Raw genomic sequence first — 24,254 nt, 5'->3', positions numbered from 1 at the left:
GTGTCTCGGCATCGACTTGCCTCGCCGCGATCGGCGGAGCCGCCGGAATGTTGCCGCAGAGCGGCGGCTTGAAAAGGCCGGAGTTGGAAAACTATGATGATGGCACGCCGTGGAACAGACGGCAGGTGCGCGCAGACGATGCGGCCGTGAACATCCCGACCTGCGCTCCACCGTTCCGGCACAGTGCCGCGGGCTTGGCGCATGGCGAAGCGATGGTATAAGGCGCCTATACCGGGGAGTAACCAATGAAGAAGCTGATCGTGACGATGGCGGTCGCCGTGCTGGCCGGCTGGGCGGTTCCCGCAATGGCGCAGATGCCCAACATCAACCTTCTCGCCGACGGTCCCTCCAAGTCGCCCGAGGAGAAAGAGGCCGAAGCGGCGCGGGAGCAGGCCTACAGGGACACCATGCGCAAGATTCCGGACGCCAAGACGAGCACCGATCCCTGGGGCAACGTCCGGGCGGCCGAGCAGCCCAAGGCGGCGCCTGCCATGAAGACCACCGCGGCCAAGAAGCCGAAGGCTGCCGGCAGCACCAACTGAGATTTATCACGCTCGGGTCGGGCGGGCTCTGACCCTTCCGGGCCCGCTTGCCGATTGCGGACTCGGATTCCTCGCGGCCCCGTCTATATTGACGGTGTGGCAGCGCGTTGGAGTTCGTCGATGGGGATGCGCCCCCGGGACATTGCTAGCCGGATGGCGGCCCGGCGCCAGAAGGGCGCCGTGGGGGCTCGCGACGGCTACGTTCGCGACACGTTCACGCTGCCGCGCGAGCAAGCGCGCGCCAAGGCCCGCGACTATCTGACCCGCTATCCCAAGGCCGGCTACATGAGCGCCGTCGAAAGCTGGCGCGAGCTTCCCGATGGGGCCATCGAGTTCACGATGCGGCGGCTTCCCAGCGCCGATTGAACGATTGCCGCGAGCGCCTCATTCCTTTTCGCCAAGAAGCTTGCGTGTATCCCGATTGATGAAATGAAGCCGCGTGCAGGCCTTGCAGACCACGGTTTCATAGGAGCACGTGGGATCGCCCGGCTTCGGCTCTTCCAGCCAATGCTGCACGTTCATCCCCGTTCGCGGACATTTGAAGATCAGATTACCCATACAAATTTAAATGTCTGCCAAGATGCAGACAGGCATTTTGATCTCGATCAAGTTCGGCTGCCGAAATGACGCGCAGTCAACCTCGTTGACTACAATCTTGGGTTGCATCTTTCGCCTGCGACGATCCACAAGAGGTGTGGCGAGCCGTCAGGCCTGATCCAGCGACTCGGCGACGATCCGGATGCGGAAGACCGGCTGCCTTGCCTCGTCGAGCAGCTCCATCTGCCATTCGGAGTTTTCGGCGAGCTTGCGCGAGATGCTGCTGGCCATGTCGGCGCAGACGGTGGTCATCTCTTTCCAGGCTGCGTTGCGGTCGGCGCACTCGGTCCCATACTCGGACGCGCCTGAGAAGTGGCCGTTGCGGATACGAAAGAAATAGAGCGGCATTGCCAAAACCGGTGAGCCCTGACCGCCCCAGGCCGCTGGGTTTGATGTACGCACCACAAATGGAAGCGCAAAACCCACTCGGATCAATTCCGGTAAAATACGGTCGGTCGCGCTGATCGCTTCGGTTAGGCTGATTGCCGTTGGTGATGTGCGGCGCAACCGGACGAATCGCGGGCCAACGAATGAGCCTCGGACCGCTGCGGTCCGAGGCTCGGCGTCAACGTCGTAGCTTCCCAGCGAGGGCAGTTCGGCAGTGACACGATTAAATTAGTGCGAAATCTGTAGGCGTGCCTTGCGTCAGATCAAGGTTGCAATCTCGATCGGCCGCCGTGGGACGCGCACCTGGCTGTGGTCGAAGATCCGTTCCGGCACGACTGTCAGTCGGTAGGCGATCTGCGTCGCGCCGTCGACCATTTCCAAGAGTTCATCGCAGGCCGGACAACGCCTCTCTCCCGCGGCGTCTTGCTGCGAGTGAAGCTCGATCCTTTGAAGGCCGGCCCTGCAGGACGGGCACGTCACGTCATTTGTTGTCATCGCCAATATGAAGCGCAACGCACGCGATCCGTTCCCCGACATCACGACAATGACGGAGGGAGATGCATCCCGAGCGGAGCTATCAACGTCGAAAGCCCCGGACGTCGTCCGGGGCTTTCTTTCGGCGCGGATGGTTTCAGGGCCGTGCGCCTACGTGTGACGGAGCCTGCAAGTGCGGGAGCTGACAGGCTGCAAGGGATCGGTCGACGGCACACCAAAGGCGATAAACTAGACGATGTGCGGCGACCATCATCGCAACGAACAAACAAATCCGGGGCTGATCAAAAATCTGCTCAGACGTACGACAACCACGATTCTATAACGCAACCCAAAGTTTATGACAATGGTTTGTGGCTTGAAGATGTCGTGAGCGCCGGCGCGCGTGATGCGGATCACGCGGGTTTTTTCCGGGCCATTCCTCGGGCCGGCATGAGGAGCCGCGCCAATGGCGCGCTAACGCATTCTTGGGCAGGGTCCGACACGGGGGCGTCCGAGGTTCGTCGCTTCATCTGTCGTCCGTCATATGGTGGCCGTCGAGTGCTTGCACGCCACGTGATGCGGAACCTGATGGCCGGCCGCCGCTTGCGCGCGGCTGCGCGTCTGCATCGAAATCGTGCGCCTGCACGCACGACGAGCCGAACAAAAGCAGAAGAGGCGATGGAACTTCGTTCCTCTCAGGAGAACCACGGAATGTGCGATCTACGCACGCGTGTAGGAGTTGGTAGTTTCAAGGAAAAGACCTGACAAGCACGATCGGTCCAACGATTGCGGCGTTGAAGTCGGCGAGGTCTTCGCTGGGAATCCAGTACTCGCGATGCTTGCGGCCGCCGGCCTCGCGCACCTCGTAGGTGTCGATGAAGCCTCGCAGGATCGCAAAGCGCAGCACGTGGCCGGCGCCGCTCGCCGGCACGTTCCAGTCCCGTGCGATCTTCACGGCATAGTCCTCGGTCAGCACCGGGTAGAAGATCGGCTGCTCCGGAAGGCGCGGCGGAAACGCACGCATGCCCGACGCCTCGATCAAGGCAAGCTCCTTTGGGCCGACAGGGCGCCACAGCGTGAGGGTCTGTTCGTTGTTGGATCCGGTCATGCTGGTTCCGAAAATTGGAAGCGGTCTGCGAGGCTCAGAGAGAAGGACCAGCAGGATGATAGGGCACGGCCGAGACGACAATAACTACTTATAATTGATTTTGTGTATGCCGCAGGCGTGGAAAGCGAGGTTGGAGCGCTCGCGCAGGCTGGTCGTAGTCCGCGCGATCACCGGTCGGCGGCCGCGCCGTTCGCGCGCATGGCTTCCGCCTCCAGCCGGATCGGGATCCCTTCGCAGTCGCCGTCATCCAGCATCCCGCATGCCGTACTTCGCTTCCGGGCGCGCTGATCGGGCAGCGCTCCCTCGCTGGTGCGCGGTGCACCGCGCGCCGGCCCTCGGCCCTCGAGCGGCAGGCGTGTCTCCCGCGGGTTGTCAGGGGTTTGTGAAAGAGAGGTGTGAATGTCGAGAAGAACATATTGCGAACAAAGAACGGATGGAGTACATTCACCTCAAGATTGCTGGCCGACCTCGTTAACCGTTTGTCCATCCCGCGAATCCCCGCCATAAGGAGCGCCAATGTCCGCCACCGCCCTGCGTATCGTCGAAGGTTCCTCCATGGATAAGAGTAAGGCGCTCTCCGCTGCGCTGTCCCAGATCGAGCGTCAGTTCGGCAAGGGCTCGGTGATGAAGCTGGGCAAGAACGACCGTTCGATGGATGTCGATACGGTGTCCAGCGGCTCGCTCGGGCTCGACATCGCGCTCGGCATCGGCGGTTTGCCGAAGGGCCGCATCGTCGAGATCTACGGGCCGGAATCCTCGGGCAAGACCACGCTGGCGCTGCACACGGTGGCAGAAGCGCAGAAGAAGGGCGGCATCTGCGCCTTCATCGATGCCGAGCATGCGCTCGATCCGGTGTATGCGCGCAAACTCGGCGTGAACATCGACGAGCTTCTGATCTCGCAGCCGGATACGGGTGAGCAGGCGCTGGAGATCTGCGACACCCTGGTGCGTTCCGGTGCGGTCGACGTGCTGGTGGTCGACTCCGTGGCGGCGCTGGTGCCGAAGGCCGAACTCGAAGGCGAGATGGGCGAGTCGCTGCCGGGCCTGCAGGCCCGCCTGATGAGCCAGGCTCTGCGCAAGCTGACGGCCTCGATCAACAAGTCCAACACGATGGTGATCTTCATCAACCAGATCCGCATGAAGATCGGTGTGATGTACGGCTCGCCGGAGACCACCACCGGCGGCAACGCGCTGAAGTTTTATGCCTCGGTTCGCCTCGACATCCGCCGCATCGGCGCGATCAAGGAGCGCGACGAGGTGATCGGCAATTCCACCCGTGTGAAGGTGGTGAAGAACAAGCTGGCGCCGCCGTTCAAGCAGGTCGAATTCGACATCATGTATGGCGAGGGCGTCTCCAAGATGGGCGAGATCCTCGATCTCGGCGTCAAGGCCGGCATCGTCGAGAAGTCCGGCGCCTGGTTCTCCTACGATAGTCAGCGTCTCGGGCAGGGACGTGAGAATTCGAAATCGTTCCTCAAGGCCAATCCGGACATGACCGCCAAGATCGAAGCCGCGATCCGCCAGAACTCCGGCCTGATCGCCGAGCAGATCCTGGCCGGCAACGCCGAGCGCGACGCCGACGCCGACGGCGAGGAGCCGGCGGAGGAGTAGAGGTAAGACGGCAGCGGGTGCCGTGGACGTTGCGTTGCCGACGTTCCGGCGCCCGTTTGCAGATGTGTGGTGTTCTGCCGAAATCTGCGGTTGCTGCATGACCGAATGCAGTGAGCCTGAGTTTCCGAGCGCCGGATACGATCTTCAGCGCGAATAATCGAAAGCGTGCGCGCGGACGAGCAGACCGGATCCGCGCGGCGGCACCGACACTTCCGACGCCAGTCCTGGGCGCCGGGAGCCGATCGCGAACGTGTTGATAGCGTCTTGAGCCAATCAGGTCGTGCCGGAGCCAACAGCATGACGCGTTTGATTCTAGCGGCCGATGATCCCAGCGCCGGAGCGCTTCGGAGAGGCGGGTTTGCCGACTTGGTGGTGCCAATTCTCCATCGTTTCGTATGGGGACCGTTGCCATCAGATGCCGAGTTATCGGCTTATCTCGTCCAGCGCACCGCGCGACCGAAGCGCGGGCATTGGTTGGATTTCGCCTCGCGTGGCGACTTCATGGCGGTCGGCGGGCGGAGTCAGAGTTTTCTCGAACTTGTCGACCGTTGCGATAGCGTCGAGCTGTGGATGGGGACCCGTCCGAACGACCAGTTGGTGCTGATCTGGCTCTTGGACTATCTGCGCCATCACGCGGAGATCGCGACGAAGATCGTATTGCGGCATGTCGATGTTCCGCTATCCGATGCCCCGGCCGGGCGACTCGCCGGTCGGACCATTGCCGGCGTAGAGCTTGCGCGTGAGCATCTCGATTTGGGCCATCTGGCATGGCAGGCGTTTCGGGCGCCGACGCCGCAAGCCTGGTTCGATCTGTTGAAGCAGGATCTCAGTGCGCTGCCGCAGCTTCGCCGCTGCGTGCAGGAGATGCTCGATGAGCTTCCCGGTGTTGCGACTGGCCTCGGAGCATCGGAGCTGAGAATCCTCGAATTGCTGTCAGCCGGCTATCAGCACGCATTCGACCTGTTGCCGCATCATCGGGATCGCTTTCAACGCCGCGTCTATGACTATTGGGAGGGAGGCGCGTTGCTCGACGGTCTGGCACTGGCGCCGGCGCCGGCAATTTCGGGCCTCGCCGAACGGCCGTTCTCGGTCGAGATGCACGACAGCCGTGAACGCCTCGAGCGCTACAAGGCGAGCACGCTGTCGCTGACGCCGCTCGGCAAGGCGATCCTGGCCGGCGAGGAGGATTTCAGCAGCCATAATCCGATCCGGCGCTGGTGGGGCGGCACCGAATTGATCAACGCCAATCTCTGGCGCTGGCATGCGGTGCTCATCGCTCCGGATCCCGGCACGCCTCACGTCATTGATTGTCGCGAGCCGTGGCGCCCGATCCATTGGAACATGTGTGAGGAGGCTTACTCCGCCGCCTGGGCGTAGTCCGCCACCGGCGGGCATGAGCACACCAGATTGCGGTCGCCGTAGACGTTGTCGACGCGGCCGACCGGACACCAGTACTTGTCGGTGCGCGAGGTGCCCGCGGGGAAGCAGCCCTCGCTGCGCCGGTAGGCCCTGTTCCAATCGTCGTCGGCGATGTCGTGCACCGTGTGCGGCGCGTGGCGCAGCGGCGAGGCCTCGATTCCGAAGCGGCCCTGTTCGACCTCGGCGATCTCCTTCCGGATCGCGATCATGGCGTCGCAGAAGCGGTCGAGCTCCGCCTTGGACTCCGATTCCGTCGGCTCGATCATCAAGGTGCCCGCCACCGGGAAGCTCATGGTCGGCGCGTGGAAGCCGTAGTCGATCAGCCGCTTGGCGATGTCGTCGACGGTGACGCCGCTGCTCTGCTTGAGCGGCCGCGGGTCGATGATGCATTCATGCGCGACGCGGCCGCGCTCGTTGCGGTAGAGCACCGGAAAATGCGCATCGAGCCGCGCCGCGACGTAGTTGGCGTTGAGGATCGCAATCTCGGTGGCGCGGGTCAGGCCGTCGCCGCCCATCAGCAGCATGTAGATGTAGGAGATGGTCAGGATCGAGGCCGAGCCGTAGGGGGCGGCCGAGACCGGCCCGATCGGATGCGCGCTCGCGCCGTCGGTCGCAGGGTGACCGGGCAGGAAGGGCGCCAGATGCGCCTTCACGCCGATCGGGCCCATGCCCGGGCCGCCGCCGCCATGCGGAATGCAGAAGGTCTTGTGCAGGTTGAAATGGCTGACATCGGCGCCGTAATCGCCGGGTCTGGCGAGGCCGACCTGCGCATTGAGGTTGGCGCCGTCGAGATAGACCTGTCCGCCGTGGGCATGGACGATGTCGCAGATGTCGCGGATGTGCTCCTCGAACACGCCATGCGTCGAGGGATAGGTGATCATGATGGCGGCGAGCTTGGCGCTATGCGCTTCCGCCTTGGCCTTGAGATCGGCGAGATCGACATTGCCGCCTGCATCGCAGCCGACCACGACCACCTCCATGCCGGCCATGTGCGCCGAGGCCGGGTTGGTGCCGTGGGCGGAGGAAGGAATCAGGCAGATGGTGCGATGGCCCTCGCCGCGGGCGGCGTAGTAGCCGCGGATCGCCAGGAGGCCGGCATATTCGCCCTGCGCGCCCGAGTTCGGCTGCAGCGACACCGCGTCATAGCCGGAGATCCGGCACAACCAGTCGGTCAGATCGGCGAACATCGTATGATAGCCGGCGGCCTGCGCGCGCGGCACGAACGGGTGCAGGCTGGCGAATTCCGGCCACGTCAGTGGAATCATCTCGGTCGTCGCGTTCAGCTTCATCGTGCAGGAGCCGAGCGGAATCATCGCGCGATCGAGCGCGAGGTCGCGGTCCGCGAGCTTGCGCAGATAGCGCAGCATCTCGGTCTCGGAGCGATGCGCGTGGAACACCGGATGGGTCAGGAACGGCCGCTGCCGCTTGAGCTCGGCCGGCAGAGCCTCGCGCGCTTCCGCCTCGATCGTCGTGTAGGAGAGCTCGCCGCCGAAAGCGCGCCAGACGGCTTCGACGACATCGGCCGTCGTGGTCTCATCGAGCGCGATCCGCAGCCTGCTGCCGTCGCGCCCGAGATTGATCCGCTCGCCTTCCGCGCGGGCGATGATCGACTCGGACTTGGCGCCGGCCTCGACGGTGACCGTGTCGAAGAAGGCCTCGCTTTCCGGCGCAAAGCCGAGCTTGCGCAGCCCTGCAGCCAGCACCGCGGTCCGCCGATGCGCGGTGCGGGCGATCGCCTTCAGCCCGTCGGGGCCATGATAGACCGCGTACATCGCGGCAATCACCGCCAGCAGCACCTGCGCCGTGCAGATGTTCGAGGTCGCCTTCTCGCGGCGGATGTGCTGCTCGCGGGTCTGCAGCGCCAGCCGATAGGCGGGAGCCCCGCGTGAATCGACGGAGAGGCCGACGATGCGGCCGGGCAGCGACCGCTTCAGCGCATCGCGCACCGCCATGTAGGCCGCATGCGGTCCGCCATAGCCCATCGGCACGCCGAAGCGCTGCGCCGAGCCGATCGCGATGTCGGCGCCGAGTTCCCCCGGCGAGGCAATCACGGTCACCGCCAGCAGGTCGGCGGCGAGGATCGCGAGCGCGCCCTTGTCATGCAGCTTGGCAATCGCGGCGCGCGGATCGCGCAGCGCGCCCGTCGTGTCCGGATATTGCAGCAGGCCGCCGAACACCTCGGTGCCGTCCAGATCCTCGGCGGGGTCGCCGACGATCAGCTGCCAGCCGAGCGGCTCCGCGCGGGTGCGCAGCACCGCCAGCGTCTGCGGATGCACGTTCCGATCGACGAAGAACGCCTTGGTCTTCGCCCGCGCCGAACGCTCGGCCAGAGCCATCGCTTCCGCCGCCGCCGTGGCCTCGTCGAGCAGCGAGGCGTTGGCGACGTCGAGCCCGGTGAGATCGCAGATCATGGTCTGGAAGTTGAATAGCGCCTCCAGCCGGCCCTGGCTGATCTCCGGCTGATAGGGAGTGTAGGCCGTGTACCAAGCCGGGTTCTCCAGGATGTTGCGCTGGATCACCGCCGGCATGAGCGTGCCGGAATATCCCTGGCCGATCAGCGAGGTGAAGACCTGATTCCGTGCGGCGAGTGCGCGCATGTGTGACAATGCTTCGGGCTCGCTCAGCGCCGGCTCGAGGGTGAGCGGCGCCGTCTGCCGGATCGTGCCGGGTAGCGTCTGCGCCATCAGCTCCGCCACGCTCTTGGCGCCGACGGTCTCCAGCATCGCCGCGACGTCGCGCGGCGAGGGACCGATATGGCGGCGGGCGAAGCTGGTGGCGGCATCATCGAGCGGCTTGAGCGGCGTGGTCATGAGCAAATCCTCTATGCCTCGTCATGCCCCGCGACGGCGGGGCATCCAGTAAACAGCGACGGCGAGATCGGCAGACCGTAGCCCGGGCGAGCGCAGCGACCCGGGACCGCCGGTCCCGCATCGCTCCGCTCATGCGGGCTACGCACCGCGCGTCTCACGCCGTATGCGCCTTGTAGGCGGCCTCATCCATCAGGCCGCCGAGTTCGCCCCGGTCGGCGATCTTGAGCTTGAAGAACCAGGCCTTGCCGCCGGCGTCGGTGTTGACGAGCGCCGGCTCGTCGACGATCGCCTGGTTGACCTCGACCACCTCGCCGGTGATCGGCGCGTAGACGTCGGAGGCGGCCTTGACCGATTCGACCACGGCGGCGGCTTCCGACTTCTTCAGCGCGCGGCCGACCTGCGGCAGCTCCACGAACACGACGTCGCCGAGTTGGGCCTGCGCATAGTCGGTGATGCCAATGGTGGCTGTGTCGCCATCGATGCTGAGCCATTCATGGTCGGAGGTGTAGAGCGTGGTCATGGACGTCCTTCAGCGCTTGTAGGTGTTGGGAACGAAGGGCATGGCGGCGACGCGCAGCGGCAGGCGTTGGCCGCGCACATCGGCGAACAACGGGGTGTCGAGCGCAGAGAGAGTGGTCGGCACGTAACCCATCGCGACCGGAGCATTCAGCGTCGGGCCGAAGCCACCAGAGGTGACCTGGCCGACCGGCTCGGCTGAATCGGCCGACGCGAACAGCGCAGCTCCCTCGCGCACCGGCGCGCGGCCCTCGGGCCTCAAGCCGACGCGGCGGCGTGTCGCACCGCCATCGAACTGGGCAAGGATCTTGTCAGCGCCGGGGAAGCCGCCGGCGCGCGCGCCGCCGCTGCGGCGGACCTTCTGCACCGACCACTCCAGCGCGGCCTCGACCGGGGTCGTCGCCGTGTCGATGTCGTGGCCATAGAGACAGAGCCCGGCCTCGAGCCGCAGGCTGTCGCGGGCGCCCAGTCCGATCGGCAGCACGTCCTTGTCCGACAGCAGCGCTTCGGCGAGCTGCTCGGCCTTGGCGGCGGGAACGGAGATCTCGTAGCCGTCCTCGCCGGTGTAGCCGGAGCGCGAGACGTAGCTGGCGAGCCCGTCGACCGTGCGCGGGCCGGAATCCATGAAACGCATGCCCTCGGCATCAGCGCAGAATTTCGCCAGCACGCTCGCGGCCTTCGGCCCCTGCAACGCCAGGAGTGCCCGGTCGGTCAGCGGCTGCACCTCGCAGACGTCGGACAGCCCGTCGCGCAGCAGCTCGATGTCGGCGTCCTTGCAGGCGGCGTTGACCACCAGCACCAGGTGCTCGCCGAAATTCGCCACCATCAGGTCATCGAGAATGCCGCCCTCGGCATTGGTGAACTGGGCATAGCGCTGCCGGCCCGGGGGAATGCCGATGACGTCCTGAGGCACCAGCCGCTCGAGCGCGGCTGCGGCGTCGGCGACCTTGCCGGATTTCGGCACCAGCGCGACCTGGCCCATGTGGGACACGTCGAACAGTCCGGCCGCGCTGCGGGTATGGAGGTGTTCCTTGAGCACGCCGGGCGCGTACTGCACCGGCATCTCATAGCCCGCGAAGGGCACCATCTTGCCGCCAAGGCTGACGTGCAGCGCATGGAGCGGCGTTCGCTTCAAAAAAGGGGGGGCAGCCGGTTCAGCCATCGATCAGGGGTCCTCGCGCGGTTCCTCGGGACCAGTCCCGAAAAACGCCACCGAAGCCCCATCTGTCGCTGTGCCTGAGAGTATTATCCCGTCGGCGGACGCGTCCCGGTCAAAACCGGACAAGCGTCTCTTTCCAGATGCAGTATCAGTCGCGAGGGTCCTTTTGCCTGAGAGTTTCCGGGGCGGTTGCTCCTTCGGCGCCGACCCTTGACGTTCAACCAGAACCTCAAAAGGCCAGTCTCTCCCGACGCGACTGTCGTCTATGTCCGGGACCAAACACCAGCCCGCGCAAGCTGTCAACGCGTCACGGCGGCTTTCAACCAGCTTTAGGAGCCGTGCAGCAAGCCCATGATGTTTCTGCACAGTTTCTGGACACGCGAAGTCGCCTTGTCTAAAAGCATTGCCGCCGAATTCCCGGACTTCTTCGATTGGATTGCTATGAGCGGCGTCAACGAGATCAGGTCGACCTTCCTCAATTTCTTCGCTGCGAACGGCCACGAGATCGTGCCGTCCTCGCCGCTCGTGCCGCGCAACGACCCGACCCTGATGTTCACGAACGCCGGCATGGTGCAGTTCAAGAACGTCTTCACCGGCGTCGAGAAGCGGCCCTACAACCGCGCTACGACGTCGCAGAAATGCGTGCGCGCCGGCGGCAAGCACAACGACCTCGACAATGTCGGCTACACCGCCCGGCACCACACCTTCTTCGAGATGCTCGGCAACTTCTCCTTCGGCGACTATTTCAAGGAGAACGCCATCGAGCTCGCCTGGAAGCTCGTCACCAAGGAGTTCGGCCTCCCGAAGGACAAGCTGACCGCGACCGTCTACATCGATGACGACGAAGCGTTCGGGCTCTGGAAGAAGATTGCCGGCCTGCCGGAATCGCGCATCATCCGGATCGCCGGCTCGGACAATTTCTGGCAGATGGGCGACACCGGCCCGTGCGGCCCGTGCTCGGAGATCTTCTACGACCACGGCGACAAGATCTGGGGCGGCCCGCCCGGCTCGCCGGAGGCCGATGGCGATCGCTTCATCGAGATCTGGAACCTCGTGTTCATGCAATACGAGCAGCTCGAGGGCGGGGTCCGCAATCCGCTGCCGAAGCCGTCGATCGACACCGGCGCCGGCCTGGAGCGCGTCGCCGCGGTGCTGCAGGGCAAGCACGACAATTACGACATCGACCTGTTCGTCGCCCTGATCCGCGCCATCGCCGACCTCACCAATGCCGACCCGCAGGGCCCGCAGAAGGCGTCGCTCCGGGTCATCGCCGACCATTTGCGCGCCTCGTCGTTCCTGATCTCGGACGGCGTGCTGCCCTCGAACGAGGGCCGCGGCTATGTGCTGCGCCGGATCATGCGCCGCGCGATGCGCCACGCCCAACTGCTCGGCGCCCGCGAGCCGCTGATGCACAAGCTCGTCGGCACGCTTTCGCGTGAGATGGGCCAGGCCTATCCGGAGCTGATCCGCGCCGAGGCGCTGATCAAGGAGACGCTGCGGCTCGAAGAGACCCGCTTCCGTAAGACGCTGGAGCGCGGGCTGGCCATCCTCGACGAGAAGTCGGCCTCGCTCTCGAAGGGCGACATGTTCGACGGCGACGTCGCCTTCACCCTGTACGACACCTACGGCTTCCCGCTCGATCTCACCCAGGACGCGCTGAAGTCGCGCGGCATCAGCGTCGACCAGGCTTCCTTCACCGACGCCATGGACCGCCAGCGTGCCAAGGCGCGCGCCGCCTGGGCCGGCTCCGGCGAGGCTGCGACCGAGACCGTCTGGTTCCCGCTGCGCGAGAAGCTCGGCGCCACCGAGTTCCTCGGCTATGAGACCGAGACCGCCGAAGGCGCGGTCACCGCGCTGGTCAAGAACGGCGCCGAGGTCGACAGCCTCAAGGCCGGCGAGAGCGGCGTCATCGTCCTGAACCAGACCCCGTTCTACGGCGAGTCCGGCGGCCAGGTCGGCGACACCGGCCTCATGACCGGCGACGGCGTCCGCGTGCGCATCACCGACACCCAGAAGAAGGCTGGCGACCTGTTCGCGCACATCGGCACCGTGGAGCAGGGCACGCTCAAGCTCGGCGCGGCGCTGCAGCTCGACGTCGACCACACCAGGCGCTCGGCGATCCGCGCCAACCACTCGGCGACCCACATCCTGCACGAGGCGCTGCGCCAGGTGCTCGGCGACCACATCGCCCAGCGCGGCTCGCTGGTCTCTCCGGACCGCCTGCGCTTCGACTTCGTCCATCCGAAGCCGATCACCCCGGAAGAGCTCGCCCGCGTCGAGGACATCGCCAACGACGTCGTGCTCGAGAATGCCGAGGTTACGACCCGCCTGATGGGGCTCGACGACGCCCGCGAGGCCGGCGCCCGCGCGCTGTTCGGCGAGAAATATGGCGACGAGGTCCGCGTCGTCTCGATGGGCAACGCCGCGCGTGATCACGGCAATAACGCCCAAGGTTCTAATACATTGGGCTGGTCGGTCGAGCTGTGCGGCGGCACCCATGTCAGGCGCACCGGCGACATCGGCCTGATCGCGGTCACCTCGGAGAGTGCGGTGGCGTCCGGCGTCCGCCGCATCGAGGCGCTGACGGCGCGCGGCGCCCGTGCGCATGCCAACCACAACCTCTCGCTCGCCAAGGCGGCGGCGGCCGAGCTGCGCACCACGGTCGAGGACGTGCCGGCCCGCATCACCGCGCTGATGGAGGAGCGCAAGAAGCTCGAGCGCGAGCTGTCGGACGCGCGCAAGAAGCTCGCGATGGGCAGCGGCACCTCGATCGGCAATGGCTCGCCTGCTGCCGGCGTCCGCGACGTCGGCGGCGTGAAGCTGATGGCGCGCGCGGTCTCCGGCATCGAGATGAAGGATCTGAAATCGCTGGCCGACGACGCCAAGAAGCAGCTCGGCTCCGGCGTGGTCGCGCTTGTCGCGACCTCGGAGGACGGCAAGGCCGGGGTCGTGGTCGGCGTCACCGCCGATCTCACTTCGCGTTTCAATGCGGTCGACCTCGTGCGGGCTGCGTCCGAGGCGCTCGGCGGCAAGGGCGGCGGCGGCCGTCCCGACATGGCCCAGGCCGGCGGTCCCGACGGCTCCAAGGCGGAGGCTGCGCTGGCCGCGATCGAGAGCGCGATCAGCAAGGCAGGCTGACCGTGCCGACGCTCGGGCCGGGCGAGAGCGTTCGCGATCCCGATCTGCGCGACCGGCTGTACGAGCTGCTCGAGCACGACCATCTGCCGAGCACGCACGGCTCGCGCGTCGTCCAGTTCATCGTGCTCGTCATCACGCTCGACGTGCTGGCGGTGGTGCTGGCCTCCGACCCGGACATCGCGGCCGCCATTGGCGGATTGCTGCGAGCGATCAAGGTCTGTTCGCTGATCGTGTTTGCCGCGGAGTATGTCGCTCGGCTCTGGAGCGTGGCGGGGCACATGCCGCGGCGCCAGTCGCCGCACCGGGAGCGGCTCGCCTACGCCTTGTCAGCGCTCGGCCTGATCGATCTCCTGTCCTTCGTGCCGGCCGCGATTGCGCTCGTGCTCGGCGACCGCAGCCTGGAAGCGGTGTGCATCGTGCTGCCGTTCCTCAAGCTGGTGCGCTATTCGCCGGCGCTGCGCTCGCTGCTGTCGGCGGTGCAGGCCGAGCGGCGCATCCTGATCGGCTGCCTCGTCATCCTGGCCGGCGCGGTGCTGCTGTTCGCCTCGCTGCTCTATGCGGTCGAGCGCGACGTCCAGCCCGACAAGTTCGGCACCATCCCGCACGCGATGTGGTGGGCGATCGTGACGCTCGGCACCGTCGGCTATGGCGATGTCGTGCCGGTGACGCCGCTCGGCCGCATCATCACGGTGTTCGCGATCATCTGGGGCTTCGCCATGATCGCGCTGCCGGTCGCGATCATCTCCACCGCGTTCGCCGAGGAGATCAAGCGGCGCGACTTCGTCGTCACCTGGGGCATGCTGGCGCGGGTGCCGCTGTTCTCGCATCTTTCGGCGTCCGAAATCGCCGACATCATGCGGCTGCTGCGTGCACGCACGATCGAATCCGGCGAGGTGCTGGTGCGGCGCGGCGATGCCGCCTCGTCGATGTATTTCATCACTGCCGGCGAGGTCGAGATCGAGCTGCCGACGCAATGCGTCAAGCTCGCCGACGGCACGTTCTTCGGCGAGATCGCGCTGCTGCACCGGACCAAGCGCTCGGGCACCGTGACGGCGACGCGCAAGACCCGGCTGCTGCTGCTCGACGCGCAGGATTTCCACGCGCTCATCGCGCGCATGCCGGCGCTGGCCGCGCATGTCCGGACCATCGCCAAGGCGCGCATGGCCGATTCCGGCGACCTCGCCCTCGCCGAGCTGTCGCAGGCCGAGCACGACGACCAGACGGACGGGTAGGGGCGGCGCGCGGATTCCGTACGTCGTTGGCGAAGGCAGGCGCAGAGCAGGCGCGCGTCTCATTCCATCTTCCAACGAGTCAAACAGCCGGGCGCGCGCGCACCATCCCGCGGCGCGATTGCACCCAGGAGATGCGGAAGACGTCCGCCCTCGATAGTGATGAGGGCGCAGGGAATGCCGGGTGAGGGCCTCACCCATGGCCCGCCTGCTGAAAAAATGCAGGCGGCAGGTACCACAGGCAAAGCCGGTTCATCCGGCATTCCCTGCGCGGCGGTTTTAACGCTTATACGCGATCTCCTCGGTGCACCGGGCTTGTTGGCCACCGTGCGCGACGACGCGCGTCTCGCTCGCCGCCGCGGGGACACCAGCTTCGGGGTGTCAGGACCACGCGACTTCACGTCCGCGAGCGCATCAATCGTCCGCGCATGAAGCGCGCTGATGCCCTCACGTCCACCGCATTGCCGGCCCAACGTGTCGTGACGACGCGTACGCCCCTCATCCAGACCGGAACGTGGAGAGAATAGACATGATTTGCTGATTTTCGGAAGTGGTTTATTTTTGCACGAAGCTCTTGAAACGGGCGATGGCGTTGAAGCTGCTGATGAAATGCGCCGTTCCGGCAAAGGCCGATTTGGGGTGGCCGAGACCAATTTCGTTGCATGAACGGCCGGGACGCTGCTCGTCGGGCAAATCAACGACGACAGGTCACGACCGAATTTGGCCCGATCGCTCCGACTCGCCCGGCGCAGCAAGTCGGCGGCCGTCTGCGGCACAATGGCCCTCGCGCTCAAACGTTCGAGACGGCGGCTTGTGCGGACGTTGCAAACGCAAGCGTTACAGGTAAATCGCGCAACCTCGTTCCTTGAGCTCAGCGAACCAGTCCGGGTGGGAAATCGTCGTCACCCAGCGCAGATCGAGCTTTTCGAGGCGTGGAAGCTTGAGCAGCGCTTCCGGCAATGCGGCGACAGGGTTCCCTCTCAAGTCGATCTGCCGCAGCTCCACCATTGAACCGATCTCTTCCGGCAAATGGGTCAAGCTGTTGTTCCTGAGATGCAGCTCACGCAGCCGCGTCAGCTTGGAAATGGTCGTCGGCAGAGTCGTCAGGCGATTGTCGGTCACGCGAAGTTCGAGAAGTCCCGACATCTCGGTAACCGCGTCGGGCAGCCTCTCGAATTCGTTTGCACTGATGTTGAGGTAGCGCAACCGGGTAAGTCGCCCCAACGACGGCGGAAGCTCTTTCAGCACGTTGTCGTGCAAGTACAGGAAGTCGCTCAGGCCGACGAGTTCGCCTAGCGCAGCCGGAATCTGCCGCAACAGGTTATGGCCCAGGTCCAGCGTTCTCAGGGCGTGTAGCTCGCCGACCCTGTCCGAGAGCTCCACCAGGCGATTGTCGGCCAGCACGAGCGATTGCAGGTTCGTCCGATCCCAGACATGATCCGGTACGGCGCCGAGCGCCTGTTTCCACAACGACAAGTGCAAGTCCGACGCGTTCCTCACGGCCGGATCATGCCTCGACTTCACCCGGAGACCAAGGGCGCTTCTGGCCCGTCTCGGGCCTTTCGGTCCGCGGCGGAAGTTTACGCTATCAGGGTGCAACTGGAAGTAAGCTTGCAGTGACGCCACAAGGCAGTTTTTTTCTCCGAAGCTGGCTGACCCTCGGCTGACGCGTAACTGGTGTTTACACACTTAAACCGCATAACTGCCGATGCAATTCTGATGGGCTGGATGTCATGGGGATCGATGCCTTGAGAACGGCAATTGCATTGCTGCTTGTTGCCGCTGCGCTGTTAGTATCAGCACGGGCTGAGAACGACAGACTGCGTCAAGTGGTCTCTAACCTCAAAGCCTGCGTCCGCACGTATGCACCGACGGCCAAAGCCGCTGGGGTTGAGACAACAGACGATGCCGTCAATTTCCTGATCGAGACATGCAGCCCACAGCCTAGTCATCTTGCGCCAGAGAACGTGGGCGCGATCCCTCCTGGTCTGCTTCGGGACGCCGTTCGCGATGAGTGGAATGCCCTCGTTCAAGATGCGCAGCCTCGCTAGGAAGTTGTCTCGGCCCGAGAGCTCTCGAACTCGCAGCTCCTCTCCAATGACGCGCGGAGACATCGTGCTTCCAGGCGAGCCGCTCGTGAGCGTAGCGACATACGGCCGGCTTCACGTGGTCGGATCTGAACAGCAGATATTCCGCAATGCGGCATGTGACGCTGATGTCACAGTTACGGTTATACCGACTCCCAAATATAATATGACTATTCAAAGGCGCCTCGGCGCTTGCTAGGATTGCCATCCAATCTCAGGTTGACGAAATCGCCCCTCGAATGGGCGGCTGCCGGGGATGAGCCGTGGGGAAGCGCGTGCCGGGACGGAGGCTCTGGGCCGGGCGCGACAGAACAACATCCAGAGCCTGGGGACGCTGCGAGGAGCAGGAAAAATGAGTGGGTTTGCGACGACCGCGCGCATGTGCGGCGTAGGGGTTGCTTTGTCTTGTTTGTTGGGTGGCGGTGGTGCGGTCGCGGCCGATCTGCCGATGAAGGCGCCGCCGATTCCCTATGCGGGTGTCGATGATTTCTGGACGCGGCCGTATCTGTTCGGCGATCTCGGCCGGACCAGGCTGAAGGAGCAGGGCATCTCGCTCGCGCTCACGCTCGGCGACGAAGCCGTCACCAATCTGTCGGGTGGCTCGCGCAACACCGCGGCCAATGCCGGGCAATTGTGGTTCGAGGCCAAGTTCGACATGGCCAAGCTCGCCGGCATCCAGGGCGGCATGATCGGCGTGACGCTGGTCGATCGCTTCGGCAAGAATCTCAACAGCGAGGCCGGCATTCCGGCGCTGCAACTGACCAACGAGGTGTTCGGCCGCGGCAACATCCTGCGCCTGACCGAGTTCTACTATCAGCAGAAGCTGTTCGACGATCGCCTCGTGCTCAAGGGCGGCCGGCTGCCGGTCGGCTCCGACTTCTTCTTCGGCCAGTGCGAGTTCATCAACCTGACCTTCTGCGGCGGCCAGCCGGGCAACATCCAGGGCGGCTACATCTACAACTGGCCGGTGAGCCAGTGGGCCGGCGTCGTGCACTACAACTTCACCAAGGAGTGGAAGCTGTCGGTCGGCGTCTACGACGCCAATCCGAACTATCTGACGACGTCGGACGCGGGCGTCTATCTCGCGCCGGGCATTCCGCGCTCGAATCCGGCCGCAGGCGTCTTGGTGCCGGTCGAGGTGGTGTATGAACCGAGCGGTCCGCTCAACGGCACCTGGCGCGTCGGCGGCTGGTATGACAGCGCCTCGACCATCGACGGCGGTCTGCCCGGCATCACCGGCGTGTATGCCGGCGGCCCCGGCGTCGGCGATCAGAACCTCAGCAGCCAGCGCGGCCGCTACGGCTTCTACGAATCGATCCTGCAGCGGTTGACGGTCGAGGGTCCCAAGGCGCAGGGCTGGTACACCTTCCTCAACACCAGCGTCGCCGATCACCGCACCGCGTATCAGGACTACCAGATCTCCTGGGGCGTCAAGCACACCGGCACCTTCTCGTTCCGTCCCGACGACGAGGTCGGCTTCGCGGTCGGCACCACGCATGTCAACTCGGCGGCGCTGACGCCGAATGCGGGCGGCAACGAGGTGCCGATCGAGGCCTGGTATGGCTGGCAGGCGACGGGCTGGATGAACCTGAAGTTCGACGCCCAGTATGTCATCAATCCGGGCGGACGCGGCTTCAACGCCGCCGGCTTGAAGACCGGCAATGCGGTGGTGCTCGGCCTGCGGACGGTCGTCCACTTCTGATCTTGCGACGTGAGCCGATGGGGTGGATGTGCAGCATCCGCCCCATCTGCGCGAGGCGTCTCGGCTGTCCCGGCTCGCCGATCCGATGAGGAGCTGGCGTATCCTGCCCATCCGGGTGGGCCGCGATGCGATGACGTCGATTGACTCTTTCGCATTGCGGCACGACATCTCCTGGACCGCGACGCCGAGCCGCCAGGAGATCGCCATGACCGCAACAGACGTCCATCTCGCCCCTGGCCAGCGCCTGGGCGACGAGGTCGTGGACTGGCTCACCAACGGCACCCGCCACGAGCGCTTCATCGACAACATCTTCGCGCAGATGTGCATCCGGCTGCAGCGCGCCGGCATTCCGCTCAAGCGCGCCTCGCTGCACGTTCAGATCAACCATCCGCAATGGCTCGGCGCCCGGATGCTGTGGAGCGACGGCATGCAAGGGGCCGAGATCGCCCGCATCGACTACGACGTCCGCGAGCGGTCCGAATTCATCGGCAGCCCCGGCGCCGAAATCTACGGCGGTGCCGAGGAGATTCGCGAAGATCTGGCGCGCGATCCCAGGCTCGGCCGTCAGCATGCGATCTATGACGAGATGCGGGCGCAGGGCCTGACCGACTACGTCGCCTGGCCGATATATCACACGCTCGGCAAGCGGCATTTCGTGACGTTCGCGACCGATCGCCACGGTGGCTTCGACCAGGCCGACATCGACGCGCTGCAGCGGCTGCTGCCGGTGCTGGCGCTGGTGAGCGAGATTCGCATCAAGAACCGCCTGGCGCGGACGTTGCTGGAGACCTATGTCGGGCCGCATGCGGCCGAGATGGTCCTGGCGGGAGCGACGCGGCGCGGCAGCGGCACGACGGTGCGCGCGGCGATCATGATCTGCGACCTCAGAGACTTCACCAGGATCTCCGACAACTGGCCGCGCGACGATGTCATCGATCTGCTCAACGGCTATTTCGACGCGATGGTGGAACCGATCACGCAGCACGGCGGCGAGATCCTGAAGTTCATCGGCGACGGCCTGCTCGCGATCTTTCCGCTCACCGAGCCCGCAGCCTGTGCCAACCTGCTGCATGCCGTGACTGGCGCCAGGCAGGCGATGGCGGAGCTGAACGCACGCCACGCCGAGAGCGGCCGGGCGCCGCTCCGCTACGGCATCGGCATCCATGTCGGTGACGTGATGTACGGCAACATCGGCTCGCAGACACGTCTGGATTTCACGGTGATCGGACCCGCGGTCAACATGGCCTCGCGCATGGAGGCGCTGACCAAGCAGGTCGGCCGTCCCGTGCTGATGTCGCGTGCGTTTGCCGAGCTCGTCGAGGGCCCGTTCGCGCTGGAGCGCGTCGGCGAATTTCCGGTACGCGGCTTCAGCGACCCGATCGAGCTGTTTTCGTTCGAGGGGTAGCGAATTCGGGCAGGGCCGTGTCGATCGACTGAGCCTAGCCCAGCCGGGGCGGGTGCCAGAAAACAACATCCGGCGCGAACAAGACGATTGCGATGGCGATGGGCCCTCCGGCAACCAAGATCATGATGATCGCCCGCGACGACAGTCTTTGGGCATGCGGAAGGAAGGTCAGTGCGCGGATCGCTGCTCCGGTCAAGAAGCCTGCTCTCGCAATCGGCAGCAGCGGAATGGCGAGCAGATCGTTGAGTGTACAGGTGCTGTGACAACGATCCGACGCTGGCGACCACCAATGCCGTATCCCGTCGAACGCAGTCAGCAGCACGACGATCAGCGTCGCCACGAGCAACGCCCGCCACGACGGCATTAGAACAGCGATCGCGTAGGAGACGATGCATGCGGCGAGCACCTGCGTCAGGATGTCGAGCATCGTCCGCCCGCGAGTGGATTCTCATCCAAAAAGGGCGCCACCACCTCGCGCGTCTCCGCGCTGGTCACCACCGGCACGATCTCGAAGGTCATGCCGGTGTCGCGGGCGTTGGACAGGATCCATTGCTGCAGCAGGCGTGCGTCGTCGCATTCCATCAGCTGGAAGCAGCGGTCGAAGTTCGGCTCGATCCAGCTGCCGAGATATTTGAGCCCATCGGGAAACGTGATGCCGGGATCGCGCACCCGGCGGTAGACCGGGATCGGATCGCGGTCCTTGAAACGTTCGATCACCATGAACAGCATGCGCGCCTCCGGTTGCCGCCCATTGTGGGCGAGTTCGCGCGCCTGTTCCAGATCGCCCCGGTTGTCTCGTCTCCGGACGCGGCCGTCCGCTCAGCGCCGCCCGGCCATCATCCGGCCGATGCAGTTGTTGAACGACATCGTGTTGCCGCCGGCGCCGTTGCGGCCGTATTCCCAATGGCCGGTGGCGGGATTGCAGCGGCCGCCGATCTCGATCGCGCAGCGCTGGCTGATGCTGGTGCAGCGGCCGCCGCCGCTGACGCGCTTCGGCTCCGGCTCGGAGCGCGCCGCCACCGGTGGCTCCTTCTTGCGCGCCGGCTCGTCGTGCCTGAGCGCCTCGTCCGGCTTCTTCGCGATCGGCTCGTCCTTGCGCCTCACGCAATCGCCATCCCCGTCGCGCGCCTGACCGGCGGGGCAGGCGATGGCGACGCAGCTCTCGCCGTCGGCGCGCTGGCCTTTGGGGCAGAGCAGCGGGCAGACATGGGCTGTCTTCGCCTTGACGGCGTCGAGCGCGTCGAGGCTGGCGAGCTTGGTATCGAACCGGGTGCCGGCCTGCTTGTTGAAGCGCTCCAGCGCCCGGCGCGCGTTGATGTCCCAGGTGCCGTCGCTGTCGGCGGTGCTGCAGCCGACGCGCCGCAGCTCGCCGGCAAGCTCGCGTGCCAGGTTCGGCGGCGCGACCTTGTCCGCGGGCGGCGGCAACGCCGCGACGATCGCGGGCTTGGCAGGCTCCGACGCCGCGGGCGGCTTGTCCGCACGTTGCCCTGACGCTTCGGGCGGGCTGCGCGTGACGTCGGTCGCGGCGGGCGCGGCGACGTCGGCTGCCGCCGGCGCGAGCTTGGCGCGCTGCGCCCTGGCGAGCGCGGCGTAGAATCCGCTTGGATATTTCTCGATGAAGGCATCGAACGCCGCCTCGCTGCCGATGCGCTCGGCGAGCTCGTAGTCGCGCCGCATCGCCGCGTCGGAATCGGCCGCCGCGCTCGGAGCTTGCACGACCGGCACCAGCGCCACGTCGTTGCCGCCGAGCGATCCGTAGACATAGGGCTCCTGGCGATAGCCGGTCGCCTTCAGCACGTCGTCGCGGACGAAGCCGAACGCGCGGCGCAGATCGAGGCCGGGCTTTGGCAGATGCGCCACCAGCGCCGTTGCGAACGGGCTGTTGCTGGCGTCGCCGTCGGCGGCGGTCGACCCGGCCTTGGCCGAGAATGCGATCATCGTGTTCGGGCTCGACGGCTCGACCTTGGCGAGGCCGCGTCCGATGCTGCGCGAGGCGACGCTGCGCTTCATCGTCTTGGCGAACGGATTGTCGCGGCAGGCGTCGAGCACGACGAGGCGCAACTGCTTGGCCGGCTCGATCGCGAACAGCACGCGCTCGAGCGCGATCGCCTCGTCGAGAACGTCGCTGTCCGCCTCCAGCGCGGCATCGGTCGGGATCAGATAGTTGGTGCCGTCGAGCTCGATGCCGTGGCCGGCGTAGTAGATCACCGCGACCTCGGCCTCGCGCGCCCGCGCCCCGAACTCGCGCAAGGCCCGGCGCATCTCCTGCACGCCGAGATCGAGCCTGACGTCGACGCGCTCGAAGCCGGCGTTGCGGAACATGTCGCCGACGAGCTTCGCATCGTTGGCCGGGTTCGATAGCCTGGCGACAGTCTTGTAGGCGGAGTTGCCGATGATCAGCGCGACGCGCTTGTCCGCCAGCGCGGCGGTGCTGCCTGAACTGATGAGAACGAGAACAAGCAACAGGTAACGCAATGCCGTCATGACAGCCCCGGAGTCGGTCGTGCGTCAGACTATCCGGCAATATCGGCAAAGCAAGGTCGTCGGCCTTGAGCGATGACCGCTCGCACTACTGTCCGGAGGGCGTGCGCAGGCCGTGCCAGGCGTCGCGCACCTGGTGGTAGTGCACCTCGGGCAGATAGTCCGGCGTATTCAGATTGAGGTTCTTGACGTCGAGCCGGCCGATCGCGCTGAGCAGCGTATAGGAGGCGATGACGCGGTCGCGCTGCGCGCCGATCAGCCGTGCCTTGGCCTGGATCAGATCGGCCTGCGAGTTCAGCACGTCGACCGTCGTGCGCTGGCCGCCCTGGGCCTCGCGCGACACGCCTTGCAGCGCGATGGTGGCGGCCTTCACCTCGGCCTCGGAGGCGCTGACGGCGACCTTGGCACCCTCGTTGGCAACCCAGGCGCTGACCACCGCAGTTCGCGCCTGGTTGCGGACCTGGTCGAGCACGAGGCGGCTCTGCGCCGCGAGCTCCTTGCTCTGGCGGGTCTGCGACGCCGCCGTGCCGCCGTCATAGATCGGCGCGGTGATGCTGCCGACGATTGAGGCCTGGTCGGTGCCGAAGGTACCCAGCGTCTGATCCGAATCGCGGCTGCGGCTGACACCGCCCTGCAGGGTCACGCTCGGCAGCAGCGCGCCCTCGGCGACCTTGATCGAGGTCGAGGCCACGTCGACGTCGAAGCTCGCCGCGGCCACGGCCGGATTTTCCTTGTTGCCGAGCGCGATCGCGTCCTCGCGGCTCCGCGGCAGCAGGCGATCGATCGGGTCGGCCGCGCGAAGCTGGCCCGGCGCCATGCCGATGACCTGGGCATAGGTCGCCTGACTGATGGCGAGGTTGACCTCGGCGGCGTTGAGATCGGACAGCCCGCGCGACAGCCGCGCCTCGGCCTGCGAGGCGTCGGTCGGCGTGACGTCGCCGGCATTGAGACGGCGCTGCGTGACCGAGAGCGTCTCGCGCAGGAAGGCGACGTTGGAGCGCTGTGCCTCGACCAGCGACTGGTTGGCGAGCACGTTGGTGTAGGCGGTGACGGCGTCGAGCAGCACGCCCTGGCCGACATTGCGCAGCGCCTCGCGGCCCGACTGCACCTGCAGCTCGGCCATGCGGACGCTGTTGGCGGTCCGGAAGCCGTTGAACAGCGTCTGCGTAACGGTGACGCCGATGGTCCAGGGCTTCAATGTCGCGGTCTGGATCGTGTTGTTGGGCAGCAGATTGCGCACCGCCTGCAGGCCGGCGCCGAGGCTCGCGATCAGTTGCGGACGATAGCCGGCCAGCGCCTGCGGCACGTTCTCGTCGGTGGCGCGCTGGCGCGCGCGCTCCGCATTCAGCGCCGGATTGGTCTGATAGGCTTTCGCGAGCGCGGCGGCGAGATCCTCGGCGCGCGCGGGCGAGCACACGACGACAAGGCTGCCCGCGAGGGTCAGGCCGAGGCCGATCCTTCGCACACGCATCTTGCCGACGCCAAATTCTTTGGCTCGACCCACCATCCGACTCCGCCGCGTCTCACTGTCTTAACCAGTTGTTTACCTGTTTAGGGCGGATGGCGGCCACACACAAACCGCCGATGTG

Annotated in this window: 19 protein-coding genes and 1 riboswitch; of the genes, 9 read left to right on the top strand and 10 right to left on the bottom strand. The window is 65.7% G+C overall.

Going from position 1 to position 24,254, the window contains the following annotated elements; all coding sequences use genetic code 11:
* Window positions 1-245: 245 nt before the first annotated feature.
* Both QX041_RS26580 and QX041_RS26575 read left to right on the top strand, forming a co-directional pair.
* A complete protein-coding gene (locus QX041_RS26580; protein ID WP_316167077.1) occupies window positions 246-542 on the top strand; it encodes a hypothetical protein in 297 nt (98 codons plus the stop codon).
* A gap of 120 nt (window positions 543-662) precedes the next feature.
* Window positions 663-908 (top strand): hypothetical protein, encoded by a 246-nt coding sequence (locus tag QX041_RS26575; protein ID WP_315828229.1) that lies wholly within the window; start codon window positions 663-665, stop codon window positions 906-908.
* A 339-nt stretch (window positions 909-1,247) separates the two neighbouring features.
* Here QX041_RS26575 and QX041_RS26570 read toward each other — a convergent pair whose 3' ends face one another.
* The gene (locus QX041_RS26570; RefSeq protein ID WP_012045383.1) at window positions 1,248-1,487 is read right to left on the bottom strand and encodes a DUF6894 family protein; all 240 of its coding nucleotides are present in this window, start codon (window positions 1,485-1,487) and stop codon (window positions 1,248-1,250) included.
* 1,261 nt (window positions 1,488-2,748) lie between these two features.
* Window positions 2,749-3,042: a hypothetical protein gene (locus QX041_RS26565; protein ID WP_315716194.1), complete on the bottom strand. Its 294-nt coding sequence runs from the start codon at window positions 3,040-3,042 to the stop codon at window positions 2,749-2,751.
* Between the two features lie 582 nt (window positions 3,043-3,624).
* On the opposite strand from QX041_RS26565, the gene recA reads away from it, so the two are divergent.
* Together recA and QX041_RS26555 are read left to right on the top strand one after the other, a co-directional pair.
* Window positions 3,625-4,719: a recombinase RecA gene (recA, locus tag QX041_RS26560; RefSeq protein ID WP_315828231.1), complete on the top strand. Its 1,095-nt coding sequence runs from the start codon at window positions 3,625-3,627 to the stop codon at window positions 4,717-4,719.
* Window positions 4,720-4,884: 165 nt separating this feature from the next.
* The gene (locus QX041_RS26555) at window positions 4,885-6,096 is read left to right on the top strand and encodes a DUF1835 domain-containing protein (RefSeq protein WP_316167075.1); all 1,212 of its coding nucleotides are present in this window, start codon (window positions 4,885-4,887) and stop codon (window positions 6,094-6,096) included.
* Here the strand turns inward: QX041_RS26555 and gcvP are convergent.
* The 3 genes from gcvP to gcvT form a co-directional block, all read right to left on the bottom strand.
* Window positions 6,075-8,948, bottom strand: a complete 2,874-nt coding sequence (gcvP, locus tag QX041_RS26550) for an aminomethyl-transferring glycine dehydrogenase (protein ID WP_315716066.1) — start codon at window positions 8,946-8,948, stop codon at window positions 6,075-6,077. The genes QX041_RS26555 and gcvP overlap by 22 nt on opposite strands.
* 154 nt (window positions 8,949-9,102) lie before the next feature.
* Window positions 9,103-9,468: a glycine cleavage system protein GcvH gene (gcvH, locus tag QX041_RS26545; RefSeq protein WP_315716067.1), complete on the bottom strand. Its 366-nt coding sequence runs from the start codon at window positions 9,466-9,468 to the stop codon at window positions 9,103-9,105.
* Window positions 9,469-9,477: 9 nt separating this feature from the next.
* Complete coding sequence (gene gcvT / locus QX041_RS26540) at window positions 9,478-10,626, bottom strand: glycine cleavage system aminomethyltransferase GcvT (RefSeq protein ID WP_316167073.1); 1,149 nt, start codon at window positions 10,624-10,626, stop codon at window positions 9,478-9,480.
* A gap of 145 nt (window positions 10,627-10,771) precedes the next feature.
* Window positions 10,772-10,883, bottom strand: a riboswitch (glycine riboswitch).
* A gap of 181 nt (window positions 10,884-11,064) precedes the next feature.
* Here gcvT and alaS point away from each other — a divergent pair.
* From alaS to QX041_RS26525, 3 genes are all read left to right on the top strand, one after another.
* Window positions 11,065-13,761, top strand: a complete 2,697-nt coding sequence (gene alaS, locus QX041_RS26535) for an alanine--tRNA ligase (RefSeq protein ID WP_316167232.1) — start codon at window positions 11,065-11,067, stop codon at window positions 13,759-13,761.
* 2 nt (window positions 13,762-13,763) lie between these two features.
* Complete coding sequence (locus QX041_RS26530; protein WP_316167071.1) at window positions 13,764-14,993, top strand: cyclic nucleotide-gated ion channel; 1,230 nt, start codon at window positions 13,764-13,766, stop codon at window positions 14,991-14,993.
* Window positions 14,994-15,524: 531 nt separating this feature from the next.
* Window positions 15,525-15,656 carry a hypothetical protein gene (locus QX041_RS26525; protein ID WP_315828236.1) on the top strand — a complete coding sequence of 44 codons (132 nt, stop codon included), beginning with the start codon at window positions 15,525-15,527 and terminating at the stop codon, window positions 15,654-15,656.
* A 171-nt stretch (window positions 15,657-15,827) separates the two neighbouring features.
* On the opposite strand, the gene QX041_RS26520 is transcribed toward QX041_RS26525, so the two are convergent.
* Window positions 15,828-16,466 carry a leucine-rich repeat domain-containing protein gene (locus QX041_RS26520; protein ID WP_316167069.1) on the bottom strand — a complete coding sequence of 213 codons (639 nt, stop codon included), beginning with the start codon at window positions 16,464-16,466 and terminating at the stop codon, window positions 15,828-15,830.
* Between the two features lie 963 nt (window positions 16,467-17,429).
* On the opposite strand from QX041_RS26520, the gene QX041_RS26515 reads away from it, so the two are divergent.
* Together QX041_RS26515 and QX041_RS26510 are read left to right on the top strand one after the other, a co-directional pair.
* On the top strand, window positions 17,430-18,779 hold the full coding sequence (locus tag QX041_RS26515) for a carbohydrate porin (protein WP_316167067.1): 1,350 nt from the start codon (window positions 17,430-17,432) through the stop codon (window positions 18,777-18,779).
* 205 nt (window positions 18,780-18,984) lie between these two features.
* A complete protein-coding gene (locus tag QX041_RS26510) occupies window positions 18,985-20,184 on the top strand; it encodes an adenylate/guanylate cyclase domain-containing protein (protein ID WP_316167065.1) in 1,200 nt (399 codons plus the stop codon).
* 34 nt (window positions 20,185-20,218) lie between these two features.
* Here the strand turns inward: QX041_RS26510 and QX041_RS26505 are convergent, their stop codons facing one another.
* From QX041_RS26505 to QX041_RS26490, 4 genes are all read right to left on the bottom strand, one after another.
* Window positions 20,219-20,611 (bottom strand): hypothetical protein, encoded by a 393-nt coding sequence (locus QX041_RS26505; protein ID WP_315716076.1) that lies wholly within the window; start codon window positions 20,609-20,611, stop codon window positions 20,219-20,221.
* Window positions 20,596-20,913 carry a DUF3303 domain-containing protein gene (locus QX041_RS26500; protein ID WP_315768158.1) on the bottom strand — a complete coding sequence of 106 codons (318 nt, stop codon included), beginning with the start codon at window positions 20,911-20,913 and terminating at the stop codon, window positions 20,596-20,598. The genes QX041_RS26505 and QX041_RS26500 overlap by 16 nt, the downstream gene beginning before the upstream one ends.
* Window positions 20,914-21,003: 90 nt before the next feature.
* On the bottom strand, window positions 21,004-22,668 hold the full coding sequence (locus QX041_RS26495) for a caspase family protein (protein ID WP_316167063.1): 1,665 nt from the start codon (window positions 22,666-22,668) through the stop codon (window positions 21,004-21,006).
* A gap of 85 nt (window positions 22,669-22,753) precedes the next feature.
* Window positions 22,754-24,172 (bottom strand): TolC family outer membrane protein, encoded by a 1,419-nt coding sequence (locus QX041_RS26490; RefSeq protein ID WP_315753100.1) that lies wholly within the window; start codon window positions 24,170-24,172, stop codon window positions 22,754-22,756.
* Window positions 24,173-24,254: the final 82 nt, after the last annotated feature.

Origin of the sequence: Bradyrhizobium sp. SZCCHNRI2009, from assembly GCF_032485115.1 — a bacterium.
Lineage (GTDB): Bacteria > Pseudomonadota > Alphaproteobacteria > Rhizobiales > Xanthobacteraceae > Bradyrhizobium.
This window is presented reverse-complemented; position numbering and strand designations above follow the sequence as displayed.

Bases quoted from the DNA above. Each gene is read 5' to 3' on its own strand.
- QX041_RS26580 (WP_316167077.1), top strand. From the start codon at position 246: ATGAAGAAGCTGATCGTGACGATGGCGGTCGCCGTGCTGGCCGGCTGG.
- QX041_RS26575 (WP_315828229.1), top strand. From the start codon at position 663: ATGGGGATGCGCCCCCGGGACATTGCTAGCCGGATGGCGGCCCGGCGC.
- QX041_RS26570 (WP_012045383.1), bottom strand. From the start codon at position 1,487: ATGCCGCTCTATTTCTTTCGTATCCGCAACGGCCACTTCTCAGGCGCG.
- recA (WP_315828231.1), top strand. From the start codon at position 3,625: ATGTCCGCCACCGCCCTGCGTATCGTCGAAGGTTCCTCCATGGATAAG.
- gcvP (WP_315716066.1), bottom strand. From the start codon at position 8,948: ATGACCACGCCGCTCAAGCCGCTCGATGATGCCGCCACCAGCTTCGCC.
- gcvH (WP_315716067.1), bottom strand. From the start codon at position 9,468: ATGACCACGCTCTACACCTCCGACCATGAATGGCTCAGCATCGATGGC.
- gcvT (WP_316167073.1), bottom strand. From the start codon at position 10,626: ATGGCTGAACCGGCTGCCCCCCCTTTTTTGAAGCGAACGCCGCTCCAT.
- alaS (WP_316167232.1), top strand. From the start codon at position 11,065: ATGAGCGGCGTCAACGAGATCAGGTCGACCTTCCTCAATTTCTTCGCT.
- QX041_RS26515 (WP_316167067.1), top strand. From the start codon at position 17,430: ATGAGTGGGTTTGCGACGACCGCGCGCATGTGCGGCGTAGGGGTTGCT.
- QX041_RS26510 (WP_316167065.1), top strand. From the start codon at position 18,985: ATGACCGCAACAGACGTCCATCTCGCCCCTGGCCAGCGCCTGGGCGAC.
- QX041_RS26505 (WP_315716076.1), bottom strand. From the start codon at position 20,611: ATGCTCGACATCCTGACGCAGGTGCTCGCCGCATGCATCGTCTCCTAC.
- QX041_RS26500 (WP_315768158.1), bottom strand. From the start codon at position 20,913: ATGCTGTTCATGGTGATCGAACGTTTCAAGGACCGCGATCCGATCCCG.
- QX041_RS26495 (WP_316167063.1), bottom strand. From the start codon at position 22,668: ATGACGGCATTGCGTTACCTGTTGCTTGTTCTCGTTCTCATCAGTTCA.
- QX041_RS26490 (WP_315753100.1), bottom strand. From the start codon at position 24,172: ATGGTGGGTCGAGCCAAAGAATTTGGCGTCGGCAAGATGCGTGTGCGA.